The organism is Actinoplanes derwentensis (assembly GCF_900104725.1).
In the GTDB taxonomy this organism is placed as follows: Bacteria; Actinomycetota; Actinomycetes; order Mycobacteriales; family Micromonosporaceae; genus Actinoplanes; species Actinoplanes derwentensis.
This window is the reverse complement of sequence record NZ_LT629758.1, coordinates 953,670-972,061: the sequence shown is the minus strand read 5'-3', so window position 1 is coordinate 972,061 and position 18,392 is coordinate 953,670. Positions and strand designations below refer to the sequence as shown.

22 protein-coding genes and 1 pseudogene are annotated in these 18,392 nt (G+C 69.2%); 8 read left to right on the top strand and 15 right to left on the bottom strand.

Annotated elements, in window-relative coordinates; all coding sequences use genetic code 11:
* The first annotated feature begins 428 nt into the window (after nucleotides 1-428).
* A complete protein-coding gene (locus tag BLU81_RS50245; protein ID WP_231954144.1) occupies nucleotides 429-1,646 on the top strand; it encodes a DUF3800 domain-containing protein in 1,218 nt (405 codons plus the stop codon).
* Nucleotides 1,647-1,783: 137 nt separating this feature from the next.
* On the opposite strand, the gene BLU81_RS04315 is transcribed toward BLU81_RS50245, so the two are convergent.
* From BLU81_RS04315 to BLU81_RS04295, 5 genes are all read right to left on the bottom strand, one after another.
* The gene (locus BLU81_RS04315; protein ID WP_197686115.1) at nucleotides 1,784-2,929 is read right to left on the bottom strand and encodes a DUF6745 domain-containing protein; all 1,146 of its coding nucleotides are present in this window, start codon (nucleotides 2,927-2,929) and stop codon (nucleotides 1,784-1,786) included.
* Between the two features lie 12 nt (nucleotides 2,930-2,941).
* On the bottom strand, nucleotides 2,942-3,235 hold the full coding sequence (locus tag BLU81_RS04310) for a hypothetical protein (RefSeq protein ID WP_231954141.1): 294 nt from the start codon (nucleotides 3,233-3,235) through the stop codon (nucleotides 2,942-2,944).
* A 99-nt stretch (nucleotides 3,236-3,334) separates the two neighbouring features.
* Complete coding sequence (locus tag BLU81_RS04305; RefSeq protein ID WP_092541810.1) at nucleotides 3,335-5,368, bottom strand: serine/threonine protein kinase; 2,034 nt, start codon at nucleotides 5,366-5,368, stop codon at nucleotides 3,335-3,337.
* Nucleotides 5,369-5,440: 72 nt separating this feature from the next.
* Nucleotides 5,441-6,799 (bottom strand): glycoside hydrolase family 43 protein, encoded by a 1,359-nt coding sequence (locus BLU81_RS04300; protein ID WP_092541808.1) that lies wholly within the window; start codon nucleotides 6,797-6,799, stop codon nucleotides 5,441-5,443.
* A complete protein-coding gene (locus BLU81_RS04295; protein WP_092541806.1) occupies nucleotides 6,796-7,746 on the bottom strand; it encodes a GlxA family transcriptional regulator in 951 nt (316 codons plus the stop codon). The genes BLU81_RS04300 and BLU81_RS04295 overlap by 4 nt, the downstream gene beginning before the upstream one ends.
* 95 nt (nucleotides 7,747-7,841) lie before the next feature.
* Here BLU81_RS04295 and BLU81_RS04290 point away from each other — a divergent pair, with 95 nt between their 5' ends.
* Complete coding sequence (locus BLU81_RS04290; protein ID WP_092541804.1) at nucleotides 7,842-8,267, top strand: hypothetical protein; 426 nt, start codon at nucleotides 7,842-7,844, stop codon at nucleotides 8,265-8,267.
* A gap of 2 nt (nucleotides 8,268-8,269) precedes the next feature.
* The gene (locus BLU81_RS04285) at nucleotides 8,270-8,530 is read left to right on the top strand and encodes a DUF3817 domain-containing protein (RefSeq protein ID WP_092541802.1); all 261 of its coding nucleotides are present in this window, start codon (nucleotides 8,270-8,272) and stop codon (nucleotides 8,528-8,530) included.
* Here the strand turns inward: BLU81_RS04285 and BLU81_RS04280 are convergent.
* Nucleotides 8,514-9,380 (bottom strand): PP2C family protein-serine/threonine phosphatase, encoded by an 867-nt coding sequence (locus tag BLU81_RS04280; RefSeq protein WP_092541800.1) that lies wholly within the window; start codon nucleotides 9,378-9,380, stop codon nucleotides 8,514-8,516. The genes BLU81_RS04285 and BLU81_RS04280 overlap by 17 nt on opposite strands.
* A 159-nt stretch (nucleotides 9,381-9,539) precedes the next feature.
* The gene (locus tag BLU81_RS04275; protein WP_157751215.1) at nucleotides 9,540-9,902 is read right to left on the bottom strand and encodes a hypothetical protein; all 363 of its coding nucleotides are present in this window, start codon (nucleotides 9,900-9,902) and stop codon (nucleotides 9,540-9,542) included.
* A 332-nt stretch (nucleotides 9,903-10,234) separates the two neighbouring features.
* Here BLU81_RS04275 and BLU81_RS04270 point away from each other — a divergent pair, with 332 nt between their 5' ends.
* The gene (locus BLU81_RS04270; protein ID WP_092541796.1) at nucleotides 10,235-10,819 is read left to right on the top strand and encodes an O-methyltransferase; all 585 of its coding nucleotides are present in this window, start codon (nucleotides 10,235-10,237) and stop codon (nucleotides 10,817-10,819) included.
* Nucleotides 10,820-11,077: 258 nt separating this feature from the next.
* Here the strand turns inward: BLU81_RS04270 and BLU81_RS51405 are convergent, their stop codons facing one another.
* From BLU81_RS51405 to rpmB, 4 genes are all read right to left on the bottom strand, one after another.
* Nucleotides 11,078-11,212: a hypothetical protein gene (locus BLU81_RS51405; RefSeq protein ID WP_269460986.1), complete on the bottom strand. Its 135-nt coding sequence runs from the start codon at nucleotides 11,210-11,212 to the stop codon at nucleotides 11,078-11,080.
* A gap of 251 nt (nucleotides 11,213-11,463) precedes the next feature.
* Nucleotides 11,464-11,769, bottom strand: coding sequence for a 30S ribosomal protein S14 (rpsN, locus tag BLU81_RS04265; RefSeq protein ID WP_092541794.1), 306 nt, complete (start codon nucleotides 11,767-11,769; stop codon nucleotides 11,464-11,466).
* A complete protein-coding gene (gene rpmG / locus BLU81_RS04260; protein ID WP_092541792.1) occupies nucleotides 11,769-11,936 on the bottom strand; it encodes a 50S ribosomal protein L33 in 168 nt (55 codons plus the stop codon). Before rpmG ends, rpsN begins: the two co-directional genes overlap by 1 nt.
* Nucleotides 11,936-12,169, bottom strand: coding sequence for a 50S ribosomal protein L28 (rpmB, locus tag BLU81_RS04255; RefSeq protein WP_092541790.1), 234 nt, complete (start codon nucleotides 12,167-12,169; stop codon nucleotides 11,936-11,938). The genes rpmG and rpmB overlap by 1 nt, the downstream gene beginning before the upstream one ends.
* Before the next feature lie 44 nt (nucleotides 12,170-12,213).
* On the opposite strand from rpmB, the gene BLU81_RS04250 reads away from it, so the two are divergent.
* The gene (locus BLU81_RS04250) at nucleotides 12,214-13,449 is read left to right on the top strand and encodes a CobW family GTP-binding protein (RefSeq protein ID WP_092541788.1); all 1,236 of its coding nucleotides are present in this window, start codon (nucleotides 12,214-12,216) and stop codon (nucleotides 13,447-13,449) included.
* 51 nt (nucleotides 13,450-13,500) lie between these two features.
* Nucleotides 13,501-13,752: a type B 50S ribosomal protein L31 gene (locus BLU81_RS04245; protein WP_092541786.1), complete on the top strand. Its 252-nt coding sequence runs from the start codon at nucleotides 13,501-13,503 to the stop codon at nucleotides 13,750-13,752.
* A gap of 2 nt (nucleotides 13,753-13,754) precedes the next feature.
* Here BLU81_RS04245 and BLU81_RS04240 read toward each other — a convergent pair whose 3' ends face one another.
* Nucleotides 13,755-14,144 (bottom strand): hypothetical protein, encoded by a 390-nt coding sequence (locus tag BLU81_RS04240; protein ID WP_092541784.1) that lies wholly within the window; start codon nucleotides 14,142-14,144, stop codon nucleotides 13,755-13,757.
* Nucleotides 14,145-14,306: 162 nt separating this feature from the next.
* On the opposite strand from BLU81_RS04240, the gene BLU81_RS04235 reads away from it, so the two are divergent.
* On the top strand, nucleotides 14,307-15,881 hold the full coding sequence (locus BLU81_RS04235; RefSeq protein ID WP_092541782.1) for a serine/threonine protein kinase: 1,575 nt from the start codon (nucleotides 14,307-14,309) through the stop codon (nucleotides 15,879-15,881).
* A gap of 13 nt (nucleotides 15,882-15,894) precedes the next feature.
* On the opposite strand, the pseudogene BLU81_RS04230 reads toward BLU81_RS04235, so the two are convergent.
* Nucleotides 15,895-16,208, bottom strand: a pseudogene (locus BLU81_RS04230) (SDR family NAD(P)-dependent oxidoreductase).
* A gap of 116 nt (nucleotides 16,209-16,324) precedes the next feature.
* On the opposite strand from BLU81_RS04230, the gene BLU81_RS50240 reads away from it, so the two are divergent.
* On the top strand, nucleotides 16,325-16,525 hold the full coding sequence (locus BLU81_RS50240; RefSeq protein WP_092541780.1) for a hypothetical protein: 201 nt from the start codon (nucleotides 16,325-16,327) through the stop codon (nucleotides 16,523-16,525).
* A gap of 298 nt (nucleotides 16,526-16,823) precedes the next feature.
* Here BLU81_RS50240 and BLU81_RS04220 read toward each other — a convergent pair whose 3' ends face one another.
* Both BLU81_RS04220 and BLU81_RS04215 read right to left on the bottom strand, forming a co-directional pair.
* Entirely contained in the window at nucleotides 16,824-17,330 is a 507-nt protein-coding gene (locus tag BLU81_RS04220) for a MarR family winged helix-turn-helix transcriptional regulator (protein WP_231954138.1), read from the bottom strand.
* A gap of 14 nt (nucleotides 17,331-17,344) precedes the next feature.
* Nucleotides 17,345-18,271 (bottom strand): NADP-dependent oxidoreductase, encoded by a 927-nt coding sequence (locus tag BLU81_RS04215; RefSeq protein WP_092541778.1) that lies wholly within the window; start codon nucleotides 18,269-18,271, stop codon nucleotides 17,345-17,347.
* Nucleotides 18,272-18,392: the final 121 nt, after the last annotated feature.

Here is an 18,392-nt window from a genome sequence, read left to right as displayed (position 1 = left end):
CGGACGCCTCTGATGTCTCCTCTGATGCCGCCCTGGCCAACGCCACCAGTTCGTCATCCGGTTGCTCCGCTGCCGGAGACCGATCGGACCCTTGACCGGCCGGGGTGTTGCCGGGCGGATCAGACGCCGCGGCGGGCCTGGCCGAGCCGGGGAACATCCGACGGATACGTCGCCCAGAGGCTTCCGGAATGGCCTTTGCAGGAACGGACTCCGCGCCGGAGCCACCCGGGACGGACTTTCGGATAGCGCGTGGCATCCGAAGATCGTAGTCGCGAGCCGTCGCCCAACCAGCCGCCGAGACTGTGGCCTGTGTCCCTATCCACACGGGCCGGTGTCCATCTCACCCGAGCCCGCGTCCATTCCGTCCGAACCTGCCGCCAGGCACAATTCGGTTGTCCCCGAGCGGCTTCCCGCCGACCATGACCGGCATGACGGGCGAGAGAACCGGAAGATCACCACTTCAGGGCGGACTACCACCCGACGCCGCGGTCACCGGCGACATCGTGGAGATCGCCTGTGACGAGTCCGGTTTCTCCGGCACCAACCTGCTCCACTCGACCGAGCCGATGATCACGCACGCCAGCACCGACCTACGCCGGGACGAGGCAGCCGTCCTGATCACGGCGTTACGCACCGAGTTCCGGCTGTCACCACACGAACTCAAGTCGGGCCATTTCCTCCGCCGCCCGAACGCCGATGAGGCCACCCGCTGGTTCCTGGCCGCACTCCACAACCGCGCCCGGGTCGAACTGATCGACAAGCGGTTCTTCCTGGTCACCAGAATCTTCGACCTGCTGCTGACCGAACCGTCCTACTTGGCAGGCACCCACCTGGCGCCGGCGTCCCGACAGCAGGCCCAGGCCCTCCACAAAGCAGCACATCAAACCGGCGCCCCATGGCAGTCGTTCCTGTCCGCTTTCGAGGACCTGGCCCGCACCAAACGACGCCGTCCAGCCGAACAGGTGCTCGAAGCCTTCTTCCACGCCAGAGACAACCTACTCGCCACCGACCCCCGCCAGCAGCCCACCCTCACAGGCACGCCAGAGCCCACCACCGGCAACCCCACCGCCCGCACCACCACCGCAATGTCAGCAATGTCGGCGGTTCTCACCCGGTTGGATCGCTCTCGGGTGCGGGAGATCCTGGCCCGCCTCGACAAGGACGACCGGGACATCCCACCGCCCTTGGAACCGATGCTCCCCGCCCTGGCCGAGACCATCCTCTTCTGGAGCGGCACCCGCCCACCAGTCACCGACCGCGGAGACCACCTCGCTGCCAGCAGAGGCCACCTGACCGACCCCACCAAATTCAGTGACCACCTCACCGACCACGAGGATCACCGAGCCGACCACGAGGATCACCGAGCCGACCGCGGAGACCACCGGGCCGGCTACGGCCAGCGCCAGGTCCTGGTGATCCACGACGAACAGAGTGCTCTCACCGCCGACCGCCTGATCCGCCTCGGCCGCGCGCTGGCCGACCACACGACCGGGGTGTCGCCACTGGCCGGCTTGGTGATGGCTGACTCCCGCGACGATCCCCGCATCCAGGTGGCCGACCTGCTCGCCGGAATAGCCCGCCGCCGCACCGACCTCCTCACCACCGACCTGCTGTCCCCCACGTCGCTCCGCGCCCCCGAGAACTGACGACCAACAGGCACAAACGGCAAGGAGGCCCAGGCGGCAAGCAGCCTGAAAGACAAGGCCGAGCGAAGACAAGGCCGAGCGCAAGGCAAAGAGCCAACGGCAGGCAAGACCGAGCGCAAGGCACGGCCCGGCGGATGTCAGGTCTGGAGCAGCGGCTGGTACTCCTCCTCGGTCAGGCCGAACGTCCATGCCACGCCGGCGCGGGCCGAGCGTGTGCGGGGTGGGACCCGCAGCCAGTAGACGCGGGAGGTGCCGTCGGGCTCGGGAGTCGAGTTGACCACCTCGACCATCACGAGTGGTTCGTCGCCGGGCAGATCGAGCCACCACAGCGTGCCCGTCTCGTCGGTGCCCTGTTTACGGGCCCCGGCTTCCCGCAGATAGCGCTCGTATCCGAAATGCTCCAACATCACCCGACGCACCTCGGCGTTCTCCTCGCGCCGGATCCGCTCCACGGTCAACGCCGGCAACTCGGCGGCCAGGTCGCTGGGGATCGGCATGCCACGCCAGGCCCACAAGCCGTAGCCGTCGGGGAACTCCATGGCCGCACCCTCGCCCCGGTGCATACGGCCGACGTTGTCCCGGGCCAGCAGGGTGGGACGCTCGGTCAGGACGGCGGCCCGCTCGTGGGCCCACCACCAGCCGGCTTGCCGGGCCACTGCGGCGAGACCGCCCAGCCGGGTCGTCAGACCGGCCGCGGGATCCACTTCCCCGGCGGCCTCGAAGGTGCTGAGCCAGGTGCCGTCGTGCTGGCCGTAGATGGCGTCGAGCAGCGTGGTCCGGGCGGCAGGACCCAGGTCAGCGGCCAGGTCCTCGCCGAGGCGCACGCGCACGCGACCAGCGATCAGGTCCATCACCAGGCCCCAGGAACGACGGCCGGCGGCAGCACTGAGTTGCGCCCAGCCGTCGGGGCCGAGTGTTTCCAGGGCCGCCCGGCGGGCAGCGGCCCACGGCTCGGTGCGCACTTGACGGCGCACCGAGCGGCCCACGTCATCCTGCGGTGTCCAGCCCTGACGGCGCAGCTCGTCGTGGACCTCGATGAACCAGGCGGGCACGCCGGGGCCGGGCGTGAGGGCCCCGGACATCAGAGCCGCTGCGGCCGCACCGGCGCGTGGCGAGCCGAACCAGTAGACACGGTCCGGTGGCGCCAGGCCGGCTTGAGCGTACGAAAAACGTACCCCGGCCTCGGCGGTCTCTCGCTCCGCGGGCCCGGTCGCGACCCCGGTGGCCAGCCACTGGTCTTCGATGGCCGCGGCCATCGCCTCCTGGTCGTGGGTGAGTCTCATCGGTTGGTCCCCTCAGTCCGCGACCGGGCGGAAGGCACCCGGAATGTACTCACGCTGGCGCACCACCCGGTAGTGCCCGGCGGGCAGCGGGATGGGCCCGTGCTCCTCATGGCTGACCCGGCCGTGCTCGGGAACGTCGATGAACATGCGCTCCGGGTCGTCGACGTCGGCGAGCAGCCGCAGCCCGGGACCACCGACGACGTGAGCGTGCCCGGTGGCCTCGCCACGAGCCAGAACCATCCGGCCCCGCCGGTCGCGGGGAACCGGTGCGGTGGCGGGCACATCGCCCTCCGCAACCGGGATCATCAGCACATCACCCTGACGGTACATCTGCGGCCTCCCGTGCAGCTCTCTGGGTCGGGAGGAACCTATCGCCCGGGTACGACATTTTCGGGTCGCCGCAGGTCAGTCCAGGTTCAGGCCGGCCACCGAGACCACCTCGCCACCTTTGACCGTCACGAAGACCTGCTGGTCCTTCGTGCTGTCGGAGACGGTCGCGAACTCGCTGAAGGAGACCCGGCAGGTGGCGACCCGGGTCTGCGGATCGGTGCATTTCTTCGGGTTCGCGTCGTAGTCGAAGTACTTCGGTTTCGCCGCGATCGGCAGGCTGACCTTGATCCGGCTGGGCACCGTCACGAAGTCGTCGGCGCACTTCGGTGAGGTGCTGACCAGCCCGAGCCGGTCGCAGTACTCCGTGCCGGTGAGCACGTCCATCTGCTCGAGGATGGCCACCCGGCCGTCGTTGTAGACCATGTAGGTCCGCGCGGTGAAGGCGGCGTCACCGGTCCGGAACCCGGGAGCGGCGGGAGCGGCGGGGTCCACACCGGACCGGAGTTCGGCATCGCTGAAGGTCACCACCGAGCGACTTCCGGACGGCGCCACCGAGCCGAACATCACACGGCCGCTGACCAGGCTGTTCTCCGTGAGTGGACCACTTAGGGCCGGCTCGCCGTCGATGCTGACGGTAGCCTCGTCCTCGTCGACGACCAACTGGATCGGATGTGCCGTACCGGTCGTGGTGGCCCGTTTCTCGGTGATGATCGTGGTTTCGCCGGCCTGGCCGGTGTAACTGGTCAGGGTGACCCGGTCGGCGCAGACGGCGACGCGGTAAGCGTCGGGCGGCCCGGCGTCCTCCGTTTCGCTGGCGGCCCGGAACCAGACGGCCGCACAGGAATCGGTGTCGTTCAGGGTCGCGCGAACGGTGACGTTCTGGCTCGGCGGGTAAACGGTGCCGAGGAAATCGGAACACCGGGTCTCACCGGCCGGCCCTTTGGCGACGGCCCGCAGGCCACTCTTGTAGGCGCAGCCGGGGCCGGCGTTGTAGACACTGTCCTTGGCCAGAGAATCGAAGATCGCCGGGCCGCTGATCACCGGGACAGCCGGCGTCGATGGCCGCGCCGGCGACGAAACGGCCACGGTCGGGTTGTCCGGGCTGGGCGCCTGCCGCAGCAGGGTGCCGGCGCCGACCGCCACTCCGACGGCGGTGGCGGTCACCGCGGCGATCACTCCGAGCATCCGGCCGCGGCCGGGACGTTTGCGGGGCCCGGTGTGGTAGCGCCCGGACTGCTGGGCGGCTTCCGCCGATCGTTGCAGGTCAGGTGGCAGCGGCGGCGCGCTCGGGCCGCCGGTGACGAGCAACCGGTCGAGTAGTTCCGTCGCGGTCGGCCGGTTCTCCGGTTCCTTCTCCAGCGCCGCGATGACTAGTTCGGCCAGGTAGGGCGGCAGATCGTGGAGGCGGGGCGGCTGCGTCAGGATGCGCGCCGCGGTCACCGCGGGACTGTCCCCGGCGAACGGCGAGCGGCCCGTCCCCGCATAGGTGACGACCGCGCCCCAGGCGAACACGTCCACGGCCGGGGTGAGCAGCCGGTCGGTCTCCGGGTCGAGCCGCTCGGGCGCCATGTAGGCGAGGGTGCCGACGACCTCCTCGGCCCGGGTGTGGAAACTCGTGGGCTCCAGCGGGCGGGCGATACCGAAATCGATCACTTTCGGCGTGCCCAGGGCGAACAGCACGTTGCGGGGTTTGAGGTCGCGGTGGATGACGCCCGCGCCGTGGATCGCGGCCAGCGCGGCGCCCACCCCCACGGCCACACCGTGCAGGCTTCCGCCGGTCAGTGCCCCCTGCTCGGCGACCACCTCGGCGAGGCTGGGCCCGTCGACGTATTCGACCACCAGGTAGGGCGTCACGTGATCAGGGTCGGCGTCGAGCACCTCGGCCGTGCAGAACGGCGGCACCTCACGCGCCCGGTTGACCTCGCTGCGGAACCGGGCCCGGAACTCCGGCTCGTGCGCGAACTCCGGGCGGATGACCTTGACCGCGACGAGCCGACCGGCCGGGTCCTCCGCGAGGAAGACCGAACCCATCCCGCCCTGCCCCAGGCGCTTGAGCGTCCGATATCGCCCGATGGTCCGCGGATCGGTTGATCGCAGTGGATCTGCCACGGGTTCGCAACTTACCCGACGCAACCCCACGATCAAATCTTCTGCGGTACGGGTAACACGCGCGTCATCCCATTACGGCACCGGCGCGGAGCTGTAGGTGAACATTTCCGGTCGTCGGGTACCGCTGACTCCGAGGACACGGCCGGTGAATCCGCCGGCCACCTCGGTGGAGAGGTACCGGCCGTCCAGCCGGGCCAGTTCGGTGCCCGCCGCCGACAGGACGATCTCGTCGGGGCCGACCCTGACACTCATCGCACCGGCGTTCGCCGGCTCGACGGCCGCGATCCGCAGCTTGACCACGCCGCCGGTGACGGGAACCGAGCCGACCTGCTGTTCCAGGTCACCGATGCGGGCCACGGCGCTGACCCGGCCGGGCTCGGCGACGAGGCCGTACCAGTGCCGGTCGTCCAGGCGCAGCACGAGACGGGACGGCCCGGAATCGAGGTCGACATCGGCCTCCGCGCTCCAGGACAGGTCGGGTACCCGTACGCAGAGAAGTCCTCCGCCGGGTGTCACCCACCGCGGGTGAAGGGACGGGCCGGTGAAATCGTCGGTGAACGAGTGATCGATCGCGGTCACCGGCGGTGACGGTTCGTGGAAGGCCGGCCAGCCGTCCGCCCAGGAGATCGCGGCCAGGAACGTCTCCCGGCCGTTCACATGGAAGCCGGGCGTGAAGCCGCGTGGCCGGACGCCCAGGTAGACCGCCCACCAGGACCCGTCGGCGGCCTGGACCAGATCGGCGTGGCCGGTGTTCTGCACCGGATGGCCGGTGCTGCGATGCGACAGGATCGGGTTGCCGGGGCACGCCTCGAACGGTCCCTCGGGCGTCGGCCCGCGGGCGATCGTGACGGCGTGGCCGCGTTCGGTGCCGCCCTCGGCGACCATCAGGTACCAGGTGCCGTCGACCTGATACAGATGTGGTGCCTCCGTGTTGGCGAGTCCGGTGCCGCGCCACACCAGGTGGACGTCGCCGAGCGTCCGGCCGCTGACCGGGTCGACGCGCACCTGCACGATGCCGCCGCCCTCCTGGAAACTCGCGTAGGTCAGATAGCAGTTCCCGTCGTCGTCCCAGGCCAGGTCCGGGTCGATGCCGAGAGTGCCGGCCACGTAGACCGGTTCGCTCCACGGGCCGTGCGGCTGTTCGGCGTGCGTGATCAGGTGGCCGTCGCGGAGCCGGCTCACATCGGTGGTGATCATCCAGAACCGGCCGTCGTGATGCCGGAGCGTCGGCGCGTAGACGCCCTGGGACGGCCCGGCCCCGGCGATGTGGCCGAGCACGTTGCCGATCAGTTCCCACCGGTACAGGTCACGGCTGTGGAAGATCGGCACTCCGGGCGAGTACTCGAAACTGGAACAGGCCAGGTAGTAGTCGTCCCCGACCCGGCACACCGTCGGGTCGGGGTGAAAACCGGCGATCACCGGGACACTCATCTGCGGGCTCCCTGAAAGGTGGAACGGTAGGCGTGCGGGCTGGTGCCTGCCACCCGCCGAAAGCGGTCCCGGAAGGCCGTCGGTGATCCGAATCCGACCTGCCCGGCGATCACCTCGATCGGCTGGTCGGTGGCTTCCAGTAGATGCTGTGCCCGTCGGACGCGGGCCCGCAGCAGCCACTGCAGTGGGGTGGTCCCGGTCTGTTCGCGGAAACGCCGGTTCAGCGTCCGGATGCTCATGCCGCCCTGCGCGGCCAGATCGGCGAGGGTGAGGTCGACGGTGGTGTTCTCCTGCATCCAGCGCAGCAGGGGTTCGAGCCCGGCGCCCCGTGGTGTCGGCGGCTGGTCGGGCACGATGAACTGAGCCTGGCCACCCTCACGTTCCAGTGGCATCACCGACAGCCGGGCCGCGTCGGCGGCGACGGCCGAACCGTGGTCACGCCTGATCAGATGCAGACACAGATCGAGTCCGGCGGCAGCTCCGGCCGAAGTGAGAAATTGACCGTTGTCGACGTAGAGGACATTCGGGTCGACCTCGGTCCGGGGATACCGTTCCGCCAGCGCGGCGGCGGCGAGCCAATGGGTGGTGGCCCGCAACCCGTCGAGCAGGCCGGTCGCGGCGAGGACGAAGGCGCCGGCACAGATGGAGGCGATCCGGGCGCCACCTACGGCGGCTTTCACCAGATGATTCAAGACCTCTTCCGGTACGGGTACGCCGACATCCGCACACCCCGGCACGATGATCGTGTCCGCTTCGAGCAGAGTGTCCAGTCCCCACGGCGCCCGCAGGGTGAACGCCCCGGCGTCGACGGAGTCGGTGGCCGCGCAGACCCGCACCTCGTACGGTGTGCTGCCGTCGGCGAGCCGAACCCGGGTGAACACCTCGATCGGAGTGGCCAGATCGAAGGGGATGACCTGATCCAGCGCCAGAACGGCGACCACATGCATGGCCGACACCCTACCGACCGGTTGGCCAGAATCCGTTGGAGGTGGGCAATCCAGCCAGTTCCGGGTCCGGGAACCCGTCGATAGCGTCTCTCGGCGTGACAAAGCTCCTGCTCTCCCTCCATGTGTTGGCCGCCATCATCGCCATCGGACCGGTGACCGTCGCGGCCAGCATGTTCCCGGCCGCCGCCCGCCGCGCCGAGGCCCGCGAGACGACGCTGCGGCTACTGCACCGGATCTGCCGCGTGTACAGCCTGTTCGGTGTAGCCGTCCCGGTCTTCGGTCTGGCCACCGCCAACAGCCTCGGCGTACTCGGCGACACCTGGCTGATCATCTCCATCGGACTGACCGGCGCGGCCGCCCTGATCCTGGCACTGGTGATCCTGCCCGGCCAGCAACGAGTACTGGCCGGAGAGCCGTTCCCGGCGTCCCGCCTCGGCATGACGACCGGAGTCTTCAACCTGCTCTGGGCCACCGTGACGGTGTTGATGATCATCCGCCCCGGCTCGACGACGGGCGCCTGACCATGCCCGACCCCCGCTACCCGATCCTGCGCATCGCGTCCTGGACCGAGTTGCTGTCGCTCGCGACCCTGCTGCTCAACCTGGCCACCGTCCACCTCCAGGTGATCACCTCACTGGGCGGCCCGGTGCACGGTTGCGCCTACCTGATCGTGGTGATCTTCACGTTGCGCCATCCTCGAGCCTCCCCCTTCACCCGTCTACTGGCCCTGATCCCCGGAATCGGCGGTGTGCTCGCCCTCCGCCGCCTCACCGCACCGCAATGATCACGGCCGTCGCGTTGTCGTCGCCCCCGTTGTCGAGCGTCCGCATGAGCAGCCGCTCCACCAGCACCGCCGGGTCCACCGAACCGTCCAGCACCTGCGCCAAGGTCCGGTCGTCGATCTGATCGGAGACCCCGTCCGTGCACAGAAGGAGCAGATCCCCAGCCCGCAGACTGACGTTGAGCAGATCCGGCTCCGGCATCCCCGGATGACCGGCATACCGGGTCAGCCGATACCGATCTCGCTGGGCCTCCCGAGATCCCGGCGCATACCACCCGTTGAGCATCCCCAGCCAGGCCGCAGTGTGGTCAGTGGTCAGCAACTCAAAACACCGATCCCGCACCCGATAAACCCGCGAGTCCCCGAGCTGCACAATCCAGGCCGCGGCTTCCCCCACACCACCCACACCGGCCCCGCCCACACCGTTCCCGGCGGGCCCGACCCCGGTCCACCCGTTCCCAGCGGTACCGTCCCGAGCCGCACCATTCCCGGCGGCGTCGCTTCCGGCCAGTCCGCTTCCGTCCGCGACGAACGCCGTCAGCGTGCAACCGGTCAGGTCGGGCAGGGAACTGCCCGCTTCCCGGACCGCCCGCTGCACTTCGGCGACGGCGTGCCGCAGAGCCGCCGCCCCGTTGCCGCGAACCGCCTCCCGAACGAAGACCTCCACAGAGGTCCGCCCAGCAGCCGAACTGCCGGGCCCATCCCCCATCCCGTCCGCCACCACCACCAGGGGTCGCTCATTCCCGAGATGCAGAACATCGAAGTTGTCCCGGTAACGGTTCCCCACGACACTCCCGGCAGCCGCCACCAGCCGCCGCCCGGCCACCATCCACTCCGCCGCCGTGATCACCATGCCAAACCTCCCCCTCGAAAGCCTGGCGCCCACTCAATCAAATACGAGCTCAGCTATGAGGCCGGAACACACTGAGCCGTTCCGGCCGGGGTGGCTGAGCGCGCCCAACCACCCCGATTCGGCGCGCCCGGCCGGGGCTGGCCGGGCGTTCCGGACCGGTCAGCTGCACGCCTCGGTGACTTTGACGCTCGCGCTGCTGAAGGCGCCCGCATCGGGAATCTGGCCGTTGCCCGCGGTGAGGGTCTTACCGAAGTCCTCCATCACCGTGGCCAGGGAATCGGCGGCGCTCTTGACGTCGCCGCCGGCGTCCGCGCCTGCCTCGCGGACCTTCGCCGCGCCGTCGGTGTACGTCTTGGCGAGAGCCTGCGGGTCGGAGACCTGCTGCATGCCCTTGCTGGCAACGCTGGACAGCTCGGTCTTGATGGATTCGCAAGCGGCCGCGTCGCCACTGCCCGAACAGCCAGCCGTAGCCATCATCGCAGTCAGCACACCGGCCCCCAGAACAGCCTTGAGTGAACGCACAGTCTCTCCCCGTGATCTTGATGAATATGCGAGTTGGCACCGTAGCAGCGGTATGCGAGCACCTACCAGCAGGGGCAGATCGCCACCACCAGCACCTTTTCCGCCCACCCGTCATCGAATGGCGGCATCGGGCACCGGTCCGCGAGCACCCTCACGGCCCGCCGAATCCACAGTGGCAACAAAAGGTCTTCATCTATTCGGTGCGGCTCTCAGGATCCTCAGGACCTGCCAGGAGCCGGGTGGAGCATGTCGACCGGAATCCGACCGGCGATTCATGATCCCGATCGGGGTACGGGCTGGCTTCCAGCGAGCCATGGTCGTACAACATAGACATGGATGTTGTTCTTCGGGGTCTTCTGGACGGGTTGCATGCGGACGGCGTGGCTTTCGACGCCACTGAACCGGACTGGGGCAGGCTGCGGCGCAATGTCGAACCGGAGACGGCTGAACTGCTGTCGTTTGTCCTGCGGGTCTCGGGAGGGATCCACGTCGTCGAGATCGGCACCGGGAACGGGCTGTCGACACTGTGGCTTGCGGATGCGGTCCGGGACACCGGAGGCCATCTGATCAGTGTGGACGTCGTGGATCCGACGGCGACTGTGGTCAATCTCGCGCGGGCGGAACTGGGGAACCTGGTGACCTTCGAGGTCGCCGACGGTGGCGAGTATCTGGAGCGGCTGCCGGACGGGAGTGTGGATCTGCTGTTCCTCGACGCGGAGCGGGCGCTCTGTCCGGACTGGTGGCCGGAGCCTCGGCGGGTGCTGCGCGCGGGCGGGTTGCTGGCTGTCGACAACGTGCTCTCCCACCCGGACGAGGTCGCCGGGTTCCTGGCCCTGATCGAGGCCGACCCGGAGCTGGACGGCATGACCGTCCCGGTCGGTAAGGGACTGCTTCTGGCACGACGTCATAGCCGCTGAGCCGTGGCCAGAGTGTGGGTCGGGGAAGCCACTCCGACCGCACCCGTTCAGCCGACGACTCTGGGCGCCTTTCACCTGCGACTCCACTTACCGCAGTACTATCGGGCCGGGCGGGGAACTGAAACCCACGACGCAATGCTCTCGGGTCCGCTGCAACCGTGCGGCTGAGGAATACCGGCCAGCCGGCGTCACCTGCCGGCTTCGGCCCAGGGTCCTGATCAGTGCCCGGGAACGCTGTCAGAACCCGGCTGCCGATGATCAGTCGGTGGGCTTCGGGGGCGTGGGTGTCTGCGGCTGCCGTTCGTCCGGCTTGGGACGTTCCCGTGCCGGGTTGTCGTTCAGGTCGATGGGCCGTTCGATGTCGGGCTGTCGCACCGGCTCTTGAGTGTTCATGTCGACCCCCTCCGCGAACGGAGTGCCCGCACATAAGCCGCATAAACCTCGGTTTTGGCTTCACCGAACCACGCTGAGCAGCGCAACGTGGGCTGGCGCTGAGTCCAGGGCCAGAAGCCGGGACAGCGCCGATTTCAGGGCCGGACCCGGGGCCCGGGCCTGGACGAGAAGCCGCGTTGGCACCGGGACTGGGGCGGGAACCGAGGGCCCCGCCGTCGGATGGTGGGCCCGTGACGGCGGGGCCGGGCTCTTTACCAGGAGGCTTTGCGTACTCCGGGTAGTTCGCCGCGTAGGGCCAGGTCGCGGAAGCGGATTCGGGACAGGCCGAAGTGGGTCAGTACGCCTCGGGGGCGGCCGTCGATCTGGTCCCGGCTTCGTTGGCGGCTGGGGCTGGAGTCTCGGGGCAGCGATGACAACGCACGGACTGCTGAAGTACGGGCCGACGGATCGGTACCGGGGGTGGCGATGAGCTTCTTCAGGTCGGTGCGGCGGCCGGCGTACCCGGCGGCCAGTTGAAGTCGCTTTTTCTCTCGTTCGATCAGGCTGCGGCGGGCCATCAGCGGTCCTCCCGGAAGTCGACGTGGCGGCGGATCATCGGGTCGTATCTGCGCAGCACCAGGCGGTCCGGGTGGGTGCGGCGGTTTTTGCGGGTCACGTAGGTGTAGCCGGTTCCGGCAGTGCTCCGCAGTTTGATCACGGGGCGGATTTCGGTGGATCTGGCCATCAGGAACGTTCCTTCCTGGCGCGCTGCCGGGCCAACACGGCGTCGATGCCTACTCGGTCGATGGTCTTGATCACGGTGGTACTGACGTTGAGCCGGATCGTGGTGCCGTCGGCCAGGTGGAAGCGCCGGCGCTGGATGTTGGGGTTCCAGCGGCGCCGGGTTCGGCGGTGGGAGTGGGACACGGCGTTGCCGAAGCTGGGCTTGGCGCCGGTCACGTCACAGACGTTGGACATGGTGGCGACTTTACAATGAAAATCATTTCCAACAAGATGAGGGTGTGAGCATCACACCGATCACCTCCGCCGTGTCCCCGTCCGTGGATCACCGCCCGGCCGTCACCGTGTTGTCCGGCTTCTCCCCCGGTGCCGTTCAGGCCGCCGCCCGCGCTCTGCTGATCGCCGACGACAGCCTGATCGCGATCAGTCACGACCTCACCGTCATTCGCGACGGCCGGGTGCGCCGCACCGTCGAGTCCGGCGCTCGCGTCCTGGAGCGCGCCGATGTCGAGATGGTGCACGGCTGCATCTCCTGCACGTTGCGTGAGGACGTGCTGCCCACCCTGGTCCGGCTGGCCCGCGAACGCCCGCGCAGCGATCAGCTCCTGGTGCTGCCACCGGCGGTCGAACCCGAGGCGGTGGCCGCCGCCTGTGCGCACTGCCTGGTCGACGGGCTGCCGGTGACCGCTGCGGTGCGGTTCGACTCGTTCGTCACGGTGGTCGACGCCGACCGTTTCCTTGATGACCTGACCAGCACCGATGACCTGCGCGACCGGGATCTGCACGCGGCCGGTGACGATCATCGGGCGGTCGCCGAGGTGGTGGCGCATCAGGTCGAGTTCAGTGACACCGTCGTGGTGTGGAGCCGGCCGGGCAGTGTGGACGTGCACCGGACCAATGTGGTGGCGCGTCTGCTCGCGCCGTGGTCGGTGCCGGTTCAGGTCGGTGGATCGGACGTCCTCGACTGCACGGCGCTCGCTGCTGCGGTGCTGCGGTCCGGCCGGCATGATCCGGAACGGCCGGGGGTGCTCGGCATGGCTCTCGAGGGCCGTTCGATCGGCGTACCGGAAAAAGGAACCTCTCTGGTTTTCCGCTCCCGGCGGCCCTTTCACCCGGAGCGTCTGCATGACGCCCTCGAAGAGCTGACCGAGCACGCGCTGCGCGGTCGCGGTCAGCTCTGGATCGCCGCTCAGCCGGACGCGGTGATCGCTTTCGAGTTCGCAGGCGGCGGTGTGAGCCTGGGCAGTCTCGGCTACTGGCTGGCCGCGCTGCCGCCGGAACGCTGGACCGAGACCAGCGACCAGCGGCGCCTGGCCGCCGACATGGACTGGGACCCGTACTACGGCGACCGCCGCACCACCCTGGCCCTGATCGGCCTGCATCTGGACCACACCGCGATCGTCACGCTGCTGCGTTCCTGCCTGCTGACCGACGCCGAACTCGCCGACGGCTTCGACGCCTGGCAGCAGATGAACGACCCGTTCGAAGGCTGCTTCCCACTGAGCGAAAACCACTGAGCGAAAAGCCCTGAACGAAAACCAGACGATCGAAGACCTCGAGGAGAACTGATGAAACCCGGAATCCACCCCGCTTACGGCCCCGTCGTCTACCGCGACCGCAGCGCCGGTTTCGCCTTCCTGACCAGATCCACCGCCACCAGCCAGAAGACGATCGATTGGGAGGACGGCAACACCTATCCGGTGATCGACGTGGAGATCTCGGCGGCCAGCCATCCGTTCTGGACCGGCCGGAACCGTCTGATGGACACCGCCGGCCGGGTGGAGAAGTTCCGCGCCAAATACGCCCGCCACCAGAAATAGGCTCAGTCCGCGAGGCGCGCGAGAACGTCCTTGTCCCAGATGAGGGTGATCCGGCCATCGGTGACGCTGACGGCGCCGCCCGTTCCGTAAGTGAGGTCGGCGTCATCGGTGAACGGGTTCTTCGCGCCGTAGAAGCGGCCCGGGTTGTCCTTGGTGTTGACGTGGAACTCGTCGTAGGGGGCGAGGAACAGCAGTTCGCCGCGGGTCACGTGGTCGACGCAGTAGCCGCTGGCGTCGTCGCAGTGGCGGTTCGTGTCGGTGGCGATGACGAGGCTCGGCGACATCCAGCGGCCGAAGAGCACTCCGAACAGCAGGAGCAGGGCGACGACGGCCACGGTGCGGCCGGTGCGGCGCGGCGCTGAGGTGACGGCCGGGGATTGAGACGGTTCCATGGCTCATACCGTACGAATCAGCGGCGCTCACCGGCTCCCCAGTCCGTGCCACCATCGCCGTGGTGGCACGGCGGGCCGTCCGGAAGGGACCGGATCCACGGGCATGTGCTGCTACATTGCCCCGGGTTCCGGTTCGATCGTCCTTTCAGGAGAGAACGCCCGATGTCGCTGCGTCCGCTCCGCCCCTACGACCCGCGCGTTCTCGGCGTCTACACGCTGCTCGGAGTCATCGGCGAGGGCGGCATGGGCGCGGTCTACCAGGCGAGGGATCCCGGTGGCCGGATCGTGGCGATCAAGGTCATCCGACCGGAGTACGCGGAGTCACCCGAGTTCCGGGCCCGGTTCCGCAGCGAGGTCCAGCGGGCCAGTCAGGTGCCGCCGTTCAGTACCGCGGCAGTCCTGGACGCCGACCCCGAACACCACACGCCGTACCTGGTCGTGGAGTACGTCGACGGCCCGGACCTCACCCAGGTCGTCGACGCGCACGGGCCGCTCACCGACGGGGCGCTGCACAGTGTGGCGGTCGGCGTCGCCACCGCCCTGGCCGCCATCCACGGGGCCGGTGTCGTGCACCGCGATCTGAAACCGGCGAACGTCTTGTTCGCTCTCGGCTCCCCCAAGGTCATCGACTTCGGGATCGCCCGTGCCCTGGAGGCCACCAGTAAGCACACCCGCACCGGGCAGATGGTCGGCACCGTCGCCTACATGGCTCCGGAACGGCTCGACGGCCCGGCCACCGAGCAGGCCGACCCGGCGGTGGACGTCTTCGCCTGGGGCGCGGTCATCACCTATGCGGGTACCGGGCATGTCCCGTTCCCCGGCGACTCACCGACCGGGATGGCGATCCGGATCCTGACCGGCGAACCGGATCTGCGGGGACTCACCGGCACGCTGCGTACGGCGGTCGAACGGTCCCTGACCAAGAATCCCGCGGACCGGCCGACCGCCGGCGAGTTGCTGGACATCCTGCTGTCGTCGGACAGCGCGGAACGCACCAGGCTCGTGCAGGCCGCGCCGGCCCCGACCGGCCCGCGAGCTGTCGGCTCCCATCGGGCCAGCCGTCCGGACCACCGAGTCCGGACGGCCGCCGTCGCCGGGGCTGTTCTCACCCTGATCCTGGCCACGGCCGCGATCGTGATGCCCTGGTCGAAGGCCACGACCGGTGCCACCCCAGCGCTGTCGAGTTCCGCCGCCCCGACGCCCACGATGGTCATCACCGACATGCTGATCGCACCGTCGTTGTGGGCCGAGACGAAAAACGGGCCGGCCTCCTGTACGTTCACCGGCGATTTCCTGGTCATCGCCGGAACCAACGGGGTGATGTGCCGGGGCCCGCGCACCGAGTTCACCGGCGACCAGCGAGTCTTCATCAACGTCGAATCGGTGGTCGGTGATGTGTGTGGACGTGTCTACTTCCGCTACCACCACACCGGCGAGGGCTCGTACGTGCTGGAGATCTGCGCGACCCGCGCCGACCTGGTGAGCACCACGGACGCCGAGCGCTGGAAGATCCTCAGTCGCGTCGAGATCCCCGATCTCGGTGCGGAGACCCGCCGATTCGGCATCACGGTCGAGGACGACTTCGCCACCGTCTCGATGGGCTCCGCCGAGATCCTCACCGCGCCTCTCGTGGAGCCGGGCCTGACGGGCGGCACGGTGGAACTGGCCTCCGGCGTCTACGGCCGGACGCCGGGTTCCCAGGTGGTGCTCTACGGCATCGAGGTCTGGCAGGACTGAGGGGGCCGGATGGTCAGATCTGGTTCTCACCACCGTCGACGTAGAGGTTGGCGCCGAGCATGAAGCTGCTGTCGCCGGAGGCCAGGAACGCGACCGCGGCGGCCACCTCCGCGGGCTGCCCGATCCGGCCGATCGCGATGGCCGCGCCCTGCTGATCCTTGAACGCTGCCGCGCCCTGCTCACCGACCAGTTCGGTGATGCGGGAGGTGTCGGTCGGGCCGGTGAGATCGCGTTGACCCGGATGCCGCGTCCCTTGAGTCCGTTGGCCCAGGTGCGGGCGAACGAGCGGACCGCTGCTTTGGACGCCGCGTACGCGCCGAAGGCCACACTGCCGTTACCGGCGGGAGGGCGCTCTCCAGGACACTCGCCGGTTTTTCGGCGTCGTCCGCGCCCGACCACAGCCCGGGCCGGGTCGTGGTGGCATGCCGCCGGAGCCAGTCCACATGCTCCGAATCGGGGACGGCACCGGCTTCGGCCAGGGCGTACAGGACCCCGGCGGCTCCGTAGCCGAGCCCGGCACCATCGTCGGTGAACTGCTCCGGGTCACCCGGGAACAGCCGGTCGTCGCGGTCGGGAGTTGCGCTGGCCAGGATCGCCCGTACCAGATCGCCGGGTTTGATCGTCGCCGTCCGGGCCTCGGGTAGCGACAGCTCCGTGCTGAGGCGCTCGGCGGCCGGCAACCCGAATCGCCGCGCGGCGTAGGTGACGTGCCCGGCACGGGCCTCGGGTGCGCACTCGGCCATCGGGGCGAGCGGCACCAGCAGCCACAACCGGATCGCGGCCACGGCGTAACGGTCGGCGTCGGCCCCGGGCAGGCCCGGCCGGGTGAACCCGGGTCCGGCCAGGGCCGGGACAGCGGATAGTGCCGGGACAGCCATCGACTGAGCGTGATGCCAGGCAGGCACTCGCGAGCCAATCCCAGCAAATTGCGACAAAAAGGCGTCAGGCGGGCCGGGTACGTCCGGAGCGGGGTTTCGCGGAACGCGGTGGGATGGCGCGCATGTGGTCGCGGACGCGGCCGAGGACGCCGCCGAGCGCGGTGAGGTCGCCGTCGGCCATCGCGTCGAACAGTAGGCGCCGCACACCAGCCACGTGCCCCGGCAGCACCCGGGCCACCCGGCCCCGGCCCGCCTCGGTGACGGTCACGATGACGCTGCGCTCGTCGTCCGGAGACGGTGACCGGGTGATCAGGCCTCGCTTGTCGAGCAGGCCCGCCTGGTAGGTGAGGCCACTGCGGCTGTAGACGACACCGTCGGCCAGATCGGTCATCCGCAATCTGCCCTCCGGCGCGTCGACCAGCCGGGCGAGGATCTGGAACTGCACGTAACTGAGGTCGCCGTCAGCCCTCAGCTGATCCTCGACGGCGTACTGAAGGAAGCTGCTGACCTCCATCAATACGAAATACGCGCCGAGTTCTTCACCGCTCAGGCCGGGTGCCGGGTCGCTCACCACGCCGATGCTACTCAGCGGGCCTGCACGACGACCTTTCCGGTCAGCGCGTTCGCGGCGGCGCGGGCGTGCACCGCCGGAAGGTCGGCCAGCGGCACCCGCTCGGCGACGTCGAGGTGGAGAGCGCCGGAGTCGATCAGCTCCACCAGACGCGCCAGCTGGCCGGTGTCGCTGCGGACGAAGAGATCGATTCCTCGTACGCCACGCTGCTCGTCGCTGGGTGCGGGCATCCACACCGTCGTGTTGACCAGGACACCGCCGTCGCGGATCACCGTGGTCAGCGCGGCCAACTGCTCCGGGTCGACCGGCGCGAGGTTGAGCACGACGTCGACCGGCTCGGCCAGGGCGGGAACCCCGTGGCCGAGGACCTCGTGGGCGCCCGCCGCCGTGACGGCCGCAGTGCTGCGCGGGCCGGCCGTGGCGATCACGTGGGCACCGGCGTTCGTGGCGAGCTGCACCGCGAGCCGGCCGACCGCACCGCCCGCGCCGTTGATCAGCACCCGCTGTCCAGCGGTCAGCCCGGCGTGGTCGAAGAGCGCCTGCCACGCGGTGAGCCCCACCACCGGCAGTGCGGCGGCGTCGGCCAGCGGCAGGCTCTTGGGCGCCGGTGCCAGGATCTCGGCGGGGACGATCGCGAACTCCGCGGACGCGCCCGGACCGGTCATCGGCAGGAACCCGATCACCTCGGCGCCGATGTCGAAACCGGTCACGCCCTCACCCAGCGCGTCGACGGTGCCGGAGACGTCGAGGCCCGGCGTGTGCGGGAGCCGCACCGGGATCGGGCCCTGCATGAAACCGGCCCGGATGTTGCCGTCGACCGGGTTGAAGGTGGTCGCGGCGACCCGGATCCGGACCTGACCGGCGCCGGGAACGGGGAGGTCCACGTCCTCGTAGCGCAGGACGGTCGGGGCGCCGTACTCGTGGAAACGCACTGCCTTCATCGCTGGCCTTCTATCACTCGTCGCTTCTGCTTCGAATTCGAAGCATGCGAGAACCGTAGCACGCTTCGAATTCGAAGCAATGCGGGTTCGGTGTGACAGCTGGCACACGGCAGCCGTTGCC